Source organism: Streptomyces sp. NPDC002573, assembly GCF_042889625.1.
GTDB lineage: Bacteria > Actinomycetota > Actinomycetes > Streptomycetales > Streptomycetaceae > Streptomyces > Streptomyces gibsoniae.
The window spans coordinates 1-11,320 of the sequence record NZ_JBIARC010000139.1 but is presented as its reverse complement, the minus strand read 5'-3'; the positions used below and the strand labels follow the sequence as shown (position 1 = coordinate 11,320).

Below are 11,320 nucleotides of genomic sequence, written 5' to 3'. Positions count from 1 at the left end.
ATGTCCGCCCCCGAGCAGAACGTGTCGCCGTCGCCGGTCAGCACCAGCACCCGCACGGCGGGGTCGGCCGCCAGCCGGTGCAGCAGGATGGGCAGCTCCTGCCACATCGCCAGCGTCATGGCGTTGCGCTCGGCGGGGTTGCTGATGATGACGGTGGCCATCCCGCCGTCCCGCCGCAGCAGCAGACCGGGTTGAGCCATGGGTGTTCCTCCTGGAAGGACGGGAGAGATGCGCGGGCGGCGCGGGCCGCCGCTCTCGCGCGCGCGTCGGCGGCGCACTTCACGCTGCCGACGTAACAGCGCCACTTCGCACCTCACTTGTGAGGTTCTCGTCAGCCGGATCGCGAGCGACCTGCACCGGGACCCCCGCACGGATGATCTTGACGAGTCGTCGCCTTGTGTCGCACCGATACCGAGGCGAACACGGAGAGTGCCGCCCAGTATGGGCTTCTGATGGGGCAGCTCGGTGAGCCGCATCTCCTGGCGGGCCTATAGCAGTAGCTCCTGCGGCGAGCGCTCCGCCGCCCGTCACTTGTTGCACAACCCACCTGGAGTACGACGATGTCGGACACCGGCTTGGCAATCGTAGCGGGCGTGCGTGCTCCCGACGGGTGGGTTTGTGACGGTGGAGTCTCGTCGCATATCGCGAGGGCCACGGCCAGCCGGCTTACCCACCCCGCCCGGCGCCGTGAACGTCGCCGTTCACGGCGCCGCGGGTGCGCTAGGTGAATGCCGGGATGTCCGTGATGGCCCGGCCCATGATCAGGGTGTGCACCTCGTCGGTGCCCTCGTAGGTGCGAACGGCCTCGAGGTTGCTGGCGTGGCGCAGGGGCGAGTAGTCGAGCGTGATGCCGTTGCCGCCGAGCATCGTACGTGCCTCCCGGCAGATCGCGATCGCCTCACGCACATTGTTGAGCTTGCCGAACGAGATCTGTGCGGGACGCAGCGTGCCCGCGTCCTTCATCCGTCCGGTGTGCAGTGCCACCAACAGGCCCTTCTGGATCTCGAGGACCATCGCGACGAGCTTTTCCTGGGTCAGCTGGAATCCGGCGATCGGGCGGCCGAACTGCTCGCGCTGCAGCGTGTAGGCAAGGGCCGCCTCGTAAGAGTCGCGGGCGGCGCCGAGCGCTCCCCACAGAATGCCGTAGCGGGCCTCGTCAAGGCAGGACAGCGGGCCCTTGAGGCCAGTCACGCCCGGTAGGACGGCGTCCGGTGCCAGGCGCACATCGTCGAGGGTGATGTCGCACTGGATCGATGCGCGCATCGACAGCTTCGACTGTATGGGGGTGGCGGTGAAGCCCGGGGTCGAGGTGGGCACGAGGAAACCACGGATCCCCTCGTCGGTCTTTGCCCAGATGATCGCGACGTCGGCGATGGAGGCAAGACCGATCCAGCGCTTGGCGCCGTTCAGCACCCACTCGTCGCCCTCGAGCCGCGCGTGGGTGATCATGCTCGAGGGGTCGCTGCCCGCGGTGGGCTCGGTCAGGCCAAAGCAGCCGATCAGCTCGCCCTTCGCCATCCCCGGCAGCCATCGCTGCTTCTGCGCCTCCGAGCCGAACTTGTGTATCGCGCTCATCGCGAGCGAGTCCTGGACGCTTACAAACGTCCGCAACCCCGAGTCGCCGGCCTCGAGCTCCATCATCGCGATGCCCTTCTCGACCGCGCTGAGCCCAGGACATCCATAACCGGTGATGGTCATGCCCAGCAGTCCCTGTTCCCCCAGCTCGCGGGGAAGCTCGCGGGGGAAGTGGGCCGCCTCGTACCAGGCGTTGATGTTCGGCTTGATCCTGGCGTCGACGAACTTCCGGACGCGGTCCCGCAATTCGAGTTCCTCGACCGAGAACAGGCTGTCCAGGCTGAGGTAGTCGACGGCAGGTGCAGTGAATTCCCCGGTCATCTGCGTGGTCATTTCTGCGATATTCCTTTCGATTTCTGCTGATTTATCCGTGCCGGTCGTATCAGACCTTGGTCGCGGCGGTTTCTTCGGGTTCGGCAGGGTCGAACCCGAGTTTGGCGAGCACTTCCCGAGTGTTCTCGCCGAGGTTCGGGCTGTGCCGGTACAAGGCAGCCGGGGTACGGGAGTACCGCACCGGATGGCCGATCAGGCGGTACGGGCCTTCGGTCGGGTGGACAGCGTCTTGGAGAATTCCGCCCTCCTTGGCGTATTCGGTTGACGTCGCCTCGGCGAGGGTGTGGACGGGGGACGCGGGGATGCTCTTGGCGTCGCACAGCTCCTGCCATTCACTGGTGGTGTGCAACGGCGTCAGAGACGCGATCAGGTCGTAGAACTCGTCGGCGTTCGCAGTTCGGGCCTTGAGTGAAGAGAACCGCGGATCGTCGGCCAATTCCGGCCGTCCGACTGCTGCGGCGAAGTCACGCCAGTTGCGGTCGGTGTAGGGCATGATGACCATCCACCCGTCCGAGGTGGGCGTGGCCTCGCGCCGGGGGCTCAGTGCCCGCCGGTAGCCGAATTCGCCGTGAGGTTCCAGTGTGGCGGCCCACAGGTGCTCGACGAGGTTGAACGAGAGCATCGTGTCGACCATCGGCACCTCGACGTGCTGGCCGATTCCGCTGAGGTTGTCCCGTTCGCGCAGCGCGGCCAGTACCGCCTGCACGATCACGAGGCCGCACAGCTTGTCGACCAGCAGCGTCGGTACGAACCGCGGTTCGCCGCTCACCTGCTGGTTGAGCGCGAGCAGTCCGGTCGCCGCCTGCACGGTGTCGTCGTAGGCCGCACGGTCGCCCTGGCTGGAATCGACGCGGAAGCCCTGCGCGGTGACGAAGACCAGGCGCGGGTTCGCTACGGACAACCGCTCGTAGTCCACGCCGAGCCGACGCAGTGCGTCCGGGCGGACGTTGGTGATGAACACGTCGGCTGTCGCCGCCAGCGCAAGAAACGCCGCCCTGTCGCGACTTTCCTTCAGGTTCAGCACAACGCTGCGCTTGTTGCGGTTCAGGTTCAGGTTCGCCGCACCCATGCCGGGGTGCCGCTGCGGCGTCCACCTCCGGGAGACGTCCCCGTCCGGGTGCTCGACCTTTATCACGTCCGCGCCGAGGTCACCGAGCTGCTGCGCGGCATACGGCGCCATGACGACGGTGCCCAGCTCGACGACCCGCAGCCCGGCCAGCGGTCCACCGTTTCCGTTGTGCTGCTTCTCCGACATTCGTGCCTCCGTCACAAAGGGATTTCGCTCGACATTGCGAGCGGTCCGGGGGAGTTTTCCTCAGCCGCTTCGCGCGACGTTTCCAGTAGAGCCCTACGAAACAGATGGCGTCCAATTCCACTGGCTCACCCTGGTGATATTGTTTTGCATATGGAATTCACGACACGGATGCTCGAGCAGTTCGTGGTGCTCACCCGTGAACAACATTTCGGCAGGGCAGCGGCGGCCCTGTCCATGACGCAGCCCCCGCTGAGCCAGGCCATCCAACGGCTCGAACGCGGTCTCGGCGTCGACCTGCTCCAGCGCGACGCTCACGGAGTGAGCCTCACCGCCGCCGGGGCGGCTTTCGCCGAAGACGCCCAGCGCCTCCTCGACGCCCAGGCCGCCGCCATCGACCGGGCCCGCCGCATCGCCGGGGGCGTCGAAGGCACGCTGCGTCTCGGGGTCGTCAACAGCCAGAGCTACAGCTTTCTCCCAAAGTTGCTGCGTCGCGTCGCGCAGCGGCTGCCCGGCCTGCAGTTGCACCTGCGCCAGAACAACTCGGCGACGCTCTGCGAGATGGTCAAGACCGCCAGCCTGGACCTGGCGATCATCCGCACCCCGGTGGAGGGGCTCGAGCAGTTGGCGGTGCACGAGCTGCACCGGGAATACCTCGTGGTCGCGCTGCCCGAAGGCCATCGGCTGGCGGGACAGGCGTCCGTGCCCCTGTACGAGCTCGCCGGCGACGCCTTCGCGCTGCCGAACCCCGTGGTGATGCCGGCCTTCGCCGAGCAGGTGCGCTCCGCTTGTCTGCATGCCGGATTCACACCAAAGATCGGGGGCCAGGCCGACGACCTGCAGTGTGTGCTGAGCTACACCTCAGCTGGGGTGTGCGTGAGCCTGCTGCCCAGCCAGATGGGCATGACGGACACCCAGCACGTGGTGTTCCGCCCCGTCGAGGGCCCCTCCCGCGATCTGGAGAGCGCCGTCGTCGCCGTCCACCGAATGGACACGCCCGATCCAGCCGTCAAGCAGGTCCTGCGCATCGTCAAAGACGATTAGACCCGGACGCCGGATTTGCCGCCGGACCGGTCTGGCGCTGGTCACGCACTCGTTCGGCAGGGCTGCGACAGGCTGACTGCTACGTCTTCGGTGGGACGGCCAGCAGTTTGCCACCGATCCGCTGTACATCCTGCCGCTCGGTGGGGACGCCCGATGCAGACCGCCAGTTCGCGGGAGGCCGCCGCCCCGTTGTCACGAGGAGCACCTGGCGTCGCATCGGACGGTCGCCGACTCATCCATCGCGGCCACGGCTCAGAGCCTGCTGCACCGAGCAACCGATTGCGCGACAGCACCCAACTGCTCTGCGAGCGGGTGTGCGCCGCGGGTGGGCCGGACAAGTACGAGGGGGACCGGCGGCGCGTCGGCGAGTGCGACGTAGCGCAGGCCGGGGTGGGGGTGCAGACGCGCGGACTCCGGCAGGACGACGATGCCTCGGTCGGCGGCGACCAACTCCAGGCATTCGTCGAACGTTTGGCACGATGCGGCCACGTGCGGACGGTGATCTTCCGGCCATAGCCGGGGGTCGACGGTCCCGCTGCGTGCGTTCACCACCAAGGGCGAGTCGGCGAGTTCGTCCCAATGAAGCCGGCGCCTGTGGGCCAAGGCGCCGTGCCGGGAGACCGCGACGACGCGTGACTCGCGGAGCAGTTCGATGACATGCAGGCCTGGCTGGGCGACCGTCCCGTGGACAACGGCCGCGTCCACCGCGCCGCGGTCGACGCCTGCCAGGCGGTCGTCGCGGCGTACGAGCTCGACAGTCACTCCGGTCCGACGCTCGAAGGTGTGCACTGCGGCCGGGAACCAGTCGCCGGGCAGCAACCACGTGAAACCGATCTTGAAAGTCCCCTCCGAGCTGGCGGCGTGCAGAACACCATCCAGCCGTTCCAGCACGTCACGCAGGTCCTCGCTCAGCCGCCGTCCGGCGGGGGTGAGGGCGACGCTGCGGGTGGTTCGTTCGACCAGCCGGACCCCGAGGACCGTCTCGAGGTTGCGGACGGCTCGGGTGAGGGTGGGCTGACTGACCCTGCAGGCTGCGGCGGCCCGAGAGAAGTGCTCCTCCTCCGCGAAGGCTACGAAGTACCGCAGATGCCTCAGATCGATTTCCATACGGGCACAGTATAAATCCACTTCACGGCGTATTTCTCTTCTCGGTGGGTGGCTGCTTAGCCTCGGTGCCCGGAGCGCTTCCACCATCCTTAAACGACCAGGAAGTAGTGAACCGTCATGCGCAGTGCCGATGTGCTGACTCAGCTGACCACCCCGCTGATGGGATCCGCCTATCCGGTAGGCCCGTATCGCTTCGCCCGCCGGGAGTACCTGAACATCACCTACCGGACCGATCCGGAGGCCATGCGCTCCGTGGTCCCCGAGCCGCTGGAAGTCGGGGAACCGCTGGTGCGCTTCGAGGTGATCCGGATGCCCGACACCACGGGGCTGGGCGACTACACCGAGTCCGGACAGGTCCTGCGGGTCTCCCTCGACGGGCAGCCGGCCGACTACATCCACTGCATGTACCTCGACAATGCCCCCGCCATAGCGGTCGGCCGCGAGGCCAGCGCCTACCCGAAGAAGCTCGGATCGCCCAGGCTCTACACCGACTCCGACACCGTCGTCGGCACTCTGGACTACGGCACCCTGCGTGTGGCCACCGCCACCATGGGCTACAAGCACCACTCCCTCGACCATGCCGAGGCCCACGCCGAGATCACCGCACCGACGTACATGCTCAAGATCGTGCCCGGATACGACGGCACTCCACGGATCTGCGAACTGATCCGCGCCGAGATCACCGAGATCGAGATCCTCGGCGCCTGGAGCGGCCCCGCCCGCCTGCAACTCTTCGAGCACGCCATGGCGCCCCTGGCCGACCTGCCCGTCCGCCAGATCGTCTCAGCCAGCCACGTCCTGACCAACCTCACTCTGCCCACGCCCAAGCCCGTCCACGACTACCTCACCCAGTGAGGGCCCTCCGACCGGCAGCACTTCAGGAGCCACGATGAACGACACTCCCGCCACCACCGGCGGCACTCTGGACGCCTTCCAGCACGTCACCGTCATCGGCGCCGGGGTCATCGGTGCGTCATGGACCGCCCTATTCCTCGCCAAGGGCCTGACCGTCACCGTCAACGACCCCCTGCCCGACGTCGAGAAGCGGATGCGAGAGCAACTGGATCAAGCAGTCCCGGCACTCCAAGCACTCGGCCTGCCCACCACCGATCTCGACCGCAACCTGCGTTTCGAAGCAGACCTCGGCCGCGCAGTCGCGGACGCGGACGTCGTCCAGGAGAACGGCCCGGAGCGCCTCGACTTCAAACAGGACCTCTTCGCCCGCATCGAGCAGGCAACGCGCCCGGACACCTTGCTGCTCAGCTCCAGCTCCAGCATTCCGGCCACCGCCATGGCCCAGTCGATGGCACAGCCCGGACGGCTGGTCATCGGCCATCCCTTCAACCCACCGCACCTCCTCCCGCTGGTCGAAGTCGTCCCCGGCGAGCAGACCGAGCCGGACACCGTAAAGCGCACTGTCGCCTTCTACGAGGCCTTGGGAAAAAAGCCGCAGGTGCTGCACAAGGAAGTGCCCGGATTCGTCGCCAACCGGCTCCAGGCCGCGCTCTTCCGCGAAGCGGTCAACCTCGTCGTGCAGGGCGTGGTGACCGAGCAGGAACTCGACGTAATCGTCACTTCCTCTATCGGCCTGCGCTGGGCTGTTGCCGGCCCCTTCCGCAGCTTTCACGTCGGCGGAGGCCCCGGTGGCCTGCCGCACTTCCTGCAGCACCTCGGGCCCGTCTGGGAAGACCTGTGGCACGATCTCGGCACCCCGACGCTCAACGAGGCAACCGCCAAACTCCTCTCCCAAGACGCCGACTTCGGCGAGACCATCGAGGAACTGAAATCCGCACGAGACGAAGGCGAAATCAAGGTCATGCATGCCCTCGGCCTGTCCTGAGGAGTGCGCGACGCCCCGCCGACCACCCTGCCAGCGCCCGTCCAGTCCCGGATCAGCCCCGTGACCTATACCAGTGGCGCGCCGCAGCGATGCCTTGAGCCGCCGGAGGCTCGGCGGTCGGCGGTGCTCCCGAGGCGTCGACATGCGCCTATAGCGGTAGGCTCGGTGAACAGGGGACGGAAGAGAGTCTCGCATGACTACCAGGGAGCCTATGGGCGCCTCGCTCACTGATGCGGAGCTGGGCGTGGCCGAACGCGACGAGCTACTCACCGCAGCCGCCTGCCGGTGTCTGCGTGATCTACGTGCTTCCGCAGTGTCCATATACCTGCACGCGCCAAAAAGCTCGATGCTCGACGCCGTCGTCGTTGCGGTGACACTGCTCGGCGTGGGTGCACTGGACAACCTTTCGGTCGACGACGATGTTTATGCGTCAACCGTGGCTTTCAGGTCCGGCAATATCACCACACGACATTCGATGGATATCCTCGGAAAGCATCCGGATCTTGCGGTCTTCACGCCGTTTCCCTTCACGACTGCCGCGGTTCCCCTCTCCTCGACGCAACGTCGTTTCGGTGCGCTCACCGTGAGGTGGGCGGAAACGTTCCACACCCTTACGCATGGGGAAAAGGACTATCTGGCCAAGGCAGGCGCCGAACTCTCGCTCACTCTCGATTCCCTTGCCGCTGCCGGTGTCTGCATGGAGCCCCCCCAGGTCCCCATTGTGGTCGTCCCCGCCGCGCCCGACGTCGATGCCCAAGGGACCGGGCCGCCGGCAGGCGGGTCGGTCCCCGCGGAAGCTCCGCTCCTGTACCACCTGCACAAGCTTGCGGTCCAGTCGGCCTCGGTGACACGCACCGAGGACGCGGCCGATCTCGCACTCAAGCGGGTCATGGGCGCCTTTTCCGCTCGCGCGATGGCCCTCTCCCTGGTCGAAGCGGACCGACTGCGCGTGGTCGGCGCCGTCGGTTGCTCCCGGGAATTCCTGGGAACGCTGAACGGCCTGCCGGTGAGCAGGTCCACGCCGGAGACGGAAGCCATCGCCCAGACGCGCCAGTTCCGCCACGAGCCGTGGGAGGAACAGGTACAGGGTCGTGTGCCGGCGGGCGGGTCCGGTGTCGCCAGCTACTCGTGGGTTGTCCTCCCGCTGCTGGCGGAGGGTCGCGCGGTCGGCGTATGTTCCCTGGCATTCGATCCCGACGACAGGCACGCTAGGGCCGGAGAGCCCGTCCTGACCGCCTTGTCCGGGCTGCTGGGTGAGGCGTTCGAGCGCACACAACTGCACGACGCCCAGCACGCACTCGCGCAGAAGCTGCAGGAGACTCTGCTGCCACGAATGCTGCCCCAGCCTGCCGGGGTGCTGGTCACCAGCAGGTATGTTCCGACCACGGGGGGTATCGAACTCGGCGGTGATTGGTACGACCTGATCAGCCTGCCCGATGGCGGCCTGGCCGCCGTGGTCGGCGACGTCGAGGGTCACAGCACGGCGGCCGCGGTGGTCATGGGCCAGCTGCGCACCGCAGTGCGCGCCTACGCGTCGGAGGGACACGACCCGGCCAGCGTTCTGGCGAGGACCAACCACCTGCTGATCGACTTGGACACAGGCCTGTTCGCCACCTGCTGTTGCCTTTGGATCGACTCGGATACAGGTGCAGCCCGAATCGCCGACGCAGGGCACCCGCCTCCCATGATTCGCACCGTCGACGGCCGGTATGAGGCCGAAGACATCAGTACCGGCACCGCTCTCGGGATCGAGCCCGACCCCGACTACCAAGCAACCGACCTCACACTGGAACCGGGCACGACCATCGCCCTCTACACCAACGGACTGAGCGGTCGTGACGAGCGGCCGCTGAGGGAAGCCTTCGAAAGCGCCCTGACAGCCTCGGACGGAGAGCTGGAGACCCTTGGCGACCAGCTGATCGGAGCTGTCGGTCCCTGCTCCACCGCCGATGACACGGCGCTGCTGCTGATGAGGTTCGAGGGCCGTGCGTCGAAGGTGCAGCGGCAGTTCCGCCAGCTGGCGATCCAGCGGCGTGACTTGCAGGGAGTCCACCGCGCGAGGAAGGAACTGCGGGAGTGGCTGCGCACCTGGAGCCTGGACTCTGCCGTGGACGAAGCCGAGCTCCTCACCTCGGAAGTGGTCACCAACGCATTGGTCCATGGGGACAGCGACGTGAGCGTCTGCGTCCGACAGTATCCGGATCATATCCGCGTGGAGGTACGTGACAGCGACCCGCATCCGGCGCGGCCAGTGACTGTGCCTCGTGCGGAAGATGAAGCCGAGGGTGGGCGCGGTCTGCTTATTGTTTCGGCGCTTGCCTCCGGGTGGGGGAATTCACCCAGCGGACGCGGCAAGACCGTGTGGTTCGAACTGCCCGCGGAGGCGGGATCGGAGACGCCGCACTGAAACGGCGAACGCCGCAGGAGTGATCTTGCTCCGAATTGGTGGACACTAGCCTCAGTACCGGCAACTTAGGGCCAATCCGGTCGTTGTTGTTGATGTGCCAAGAGCGGGTCAACTGAAGGGGGTGGTTGAGCCGATCTGAGCGGGTGTGCAGTGGTGGGTTCGGTTGCTCATTGTCGGCGGGCATGGCCGGGGCCCGACGCGCGGGTCGGGTGCTCCGGGGTTCCTCGGGTTGTGGGTGGGCAGGGGCGGTGTCGCGGTTCAGGTGGCTGGCCGGGGTAGGGCCGTGAGGCGGACGAATGCGCTGGTCAGCTCGTTTCGCCAGGGCCTGGTTGCGGAGATGCGCAGGTGGAGGCGGCGACCGCCCCGGATGATGCGGACGGCTGCGTGCAGCAAGCCGGTAGCGGAGTTTCTCCGGTTCGGCGGTGGCCAACTCGCCTTCCAGCAGAAGTGTTTGAGTCCAGGCGAGCAGATCGGCGCCGGTCAGGGCCAGCTCCAGCCAGGCGGTGTTGATTTGGTAGTGGCGGGAGGGGAAGCGGCCGAGGCCGGTGGTCTTGCCGCTGCGGATGCGGTCCTCGACGCAGGCGTGTGCGCGATGGCGGACCTCCAGGTGCTGCAAGGAGCCCTCACTGTAGGGGGCGTCGGTGAGGAAGACCTGGTGGCGCATGCCCTCGTCCAGGTCGAACAGCGACAGCTGGGCACCGGGGTGCGGACGCTCTCGCCGCACGATGACCCGTGTCCCGCCCGGGTAGCCGGCCAGGTCCGTCATGCCGGTCAGCTCGGCGACTTGCGCGCCCTCGCGCAGGGCGCCGTCCTGTTCGAGTGCGGGATGCCAGACCTGCTCTGGCAGGGCTCGGATCACCTGGCGGACCGGCTCGGTGACGGCGTATCCGACGGAGAAGTAGGTGAGGATCCCGCGCGAGCACAGGGCCCGCACGTGGCTCAGGAATGCTTTCGCTCCTCCGGCACTGTCCGCGCGGATGAGGATGGGTGTGCCGTGGCGGTGGGCGTCGGGGATCTGGGCGAGCGCCTGGTCGAGGACGGTGATGTGGTCGGCGGCGGTGTTGGCACCGGCGTTGCCGGGCCTGAGGACTGCGGCCAGGGATTCGCCGGTGTTGTCCAGGAAGCACAGCAGCGGGTGGTAGCCGAAGCCGCGTTTGCAGGTCGCCGCTGCCTGCTCGTGCTCGGAGTGGCAGGTGACCAGGGTGGCGTCGAGGTCCAGGACAAGACCAGGGCAGGTCGCGTCCGCCCGCGCGGGCGAACGCGACCTGCCCTGGTCTCGGCGGCCAGCAGCCAGGCGACCTCCCGAGCGGTTGCCCTGGCCGAGCGCAGGCGTTCGAGTGCAGCCGAGTCGATGCCGGCCAGCAGGCGCCAAGCAGTCGGGGTGGAGGCGACGGGGCCGAACACCTCCGCCTGGTCGCCGGCGTCAGTTTCGGTTGCTCTCTGCGACCTGCTTGCCGAGGTCGAGTTCGATGCCGTCCGGCTTCTGCAGGCCATGTTCGAAGAGGCGCCGTACGCGGTGTTCGTTCTCCGGCCGTCCTACCGTTTGGAAGTAGGCGGACAGGGCGGATCCGAACTCTTCGTCCGGAATCGGGGTGCTCGCGTTGATGAGGGCCTTGGTTCCGGCTACGGCGACCTTGTCGAACCCTGCGATGCGGCGGGCGAAGGCGTCGACGAAGTTGTCCAGCTCGCCCTCGGGAAGGACGCGGTTGACGTAGCCGTACTCTGCCGCCAGGTCCGCCGGGAAGTCGTCGGCCCCGAGCAG

The 11,320-nt window shown here is 67.3% G+C and carries 9 protein-coding genes and 1 pseudogene; 4 read left to right on the top strand and 6 right to left on the bottom strand.

The window, feature by feature from the left end:
• The 3 genes from ACFYX0_RS45010 to ACFYX0_RS45000 form a co-directional block, all read right to left on the bottom strand.
• On the bottom strand, positions 1-200 hold a 200-nt coding region (locus tag ACFYX0_RS45010), incomplete at its 3' end, for an enoyl-CoA hydratase/isomerase family protein (RefSeq protein ID WP_388980907.1).
• A gap of 520 nt (positions 201-720) precedes the next feature.
• A complete protein-coding gene (locus ACFYX0_RS45005; RefSeq protein WP_388980904.1) occupies positions 721-1,908 on the bottom strand; it encodes an acyl-CoA dehydrogenase family protein in 1,188 nt (395 codons plus the stop codon).
• A 49-nt stretch (positions 1,909-1,957) separates the two neighbouring features.
• A complete protein-coding gene (locus ACFYX0_RS45000; protein ID WP_355923739.1) occupies positions 1,958-3,163 on the bottom strand; it encodes a CoA transferase in 1,206 nt (401 codons plus the stop codon).
• A 150-nt stretch (positions 3,164-3,313) separates the two neighbouring features.
• Here ACFYX0_RS45000 and ACFYX0_RS44995 point away from each other — a divergent pair, with 150 nt between their 5' ends.
• Positions 3,314-4,204: a LysR substrate-binding domain-containing protein gene (locus ACFYX0_RS44995; RefSeq protein ID WP_388980901.1), complete on the top strand. Its 891-nt coding sequence runs from the start codon at positions 3,314-3,316 to the stop codon at positions 4,202-4,204.
• A 252-nt stretch (positions 4,205-4,456) separates the two neighbouring features.
• Here the strand turns inward: ACFYX0_RS44995 and ACFYX0_RS44990 are convergent, their stop codons facing one another.
• Positions 4,457-5,311: a LysR family transcriptional regulator gene (locus ACFYX0_RS44990; RefSeq protein ID WP_388980899.1), complete on the bottom strand. Its 855-nt coding sequence runs from the start codon at positions 5,309-5,311 to the stop codon at positions 4,457-4,459.
• 117 nt (positions 5,312-5,428) lie between these two features.
• Here ACFYX0_RS44990 and ACFYX0_RS44985 point away from each other — a divergent pair, with 117 nt between their 5' ends.
• From ACFYX0_RS44985 to ACFYX0_RS44975, 3 genes are all read left to right on the top strand, one after another.
• Entirely contained in the window at positions 5,429-6,166 is a 738-nt protein-coding gene (locus tag ACFYX0_RS44985; protein WP_388980897.1) for an acetoacetate decarboxylase, read from the top strand.
• A 34-nt stretch (positions 6,167-6,200) separates the two neighbouring features.
• Positions 6,201-7,151, top strand: a complete 951-nt coding sequence (locus ACFYX0_RS44980) for a 3-hydroxyacyl-CoA dehydrogenase NAD-binding domain-containing protein (protein WP_388980894.1) — start codon at positions 6,201-6,203, stop codon at positions 7,149-7,151.
• Positions 7,152-7,362: 211 nt separating this feature from the next.
• Positions 7,363-9,558 carry a SpoIIE family protein phosphatase gene (locus tag ACFYX0_RS44975; protein ID WP_388980892.1) on the top strand — a complete coding sequence of 732 codons (2,196 nt, stop codon included), beginning with the start codon at positions 7,363-7,365 and terminating at the stop codon, positions 9,556-9,558.
• A gap of 258 nt (positions 9,559-9,816) precedes the next feature.
• Here the strand turns inward: ACFYX0_RS44975 and ACFYX0_RS44970 are convergent.
• Both ACFYX0_RS44970 and ACFYX0_RS44965 read right to left on the bottom strand, forming a co-directional pair.
• Positions 9,817-10,974 (bottom strand): annotated as a pseudogene (locus ACFYX0_RS44970) (IS1380 family transposase); the annotation flags it as partial.
• A 7-nt stretch (positions 10,975-10,981) separates the two neighbouring features.
• Positions 10,982-11,320 (bottom strand): enoyl-CoA hydratase/isomerase family protein (locus ACFYX0_RS44965; protein WP_388980890.1); only part of this gene is annotated, 339 nt, incomplete at its 5' end.

Coding starts and splice junctions, on each gene's coding strand:
- ACFYX0_RS44975 (WP_388980892.1), top strand. CDS start 7,363: ATGGGCGCCTCGCTCACTGATGCGGAGCTGGGCGTGGCCGAACGCGAC.
- ACFYX0_RS44995 (WP_388980901.1), top strand. CDS start 3,314: ATGGAATTCACGACACGGATGCTCGAGCAGTTCGTGGTGCTCACCCGT.
- ACFYX0_RS45005 (WP_388980904.1), bottom strand. CDS start 1,908: ATGACCACGCAGATGACCGGGGAATTCACTGCACCTGCCGTCGACTAC.
- ACFYX0_RS44985 (WP_388980897.1), top strand. CDS start 5,429: ATGCGCAGTGCCGATGTGCTGACTCAGCTGACCACCCCGCTGATGGGA.
- ACFYX0_RS44990 (WP_388980899.1), bottom strand. CDS start 5,311: ATGGAAATCGATCTGAGGCATCTGCGGTACTTCGTAGCCTTCGCGGAG.
- ACFYX0_RS44980 (WP_388980894.1), top strand. CDS start 6,201: ATGAACGACACTCCCGCCACCACCGGCGGCACTCTGGACGCCTTCCAG.
- ACFYX0_RS45000 (WP_355923739.1), bottom strand. CDS start 3,163: ATGTCGGAGAAGCAGCACAACGGAAACGGTGGACCGCTGGCCGGGCTG.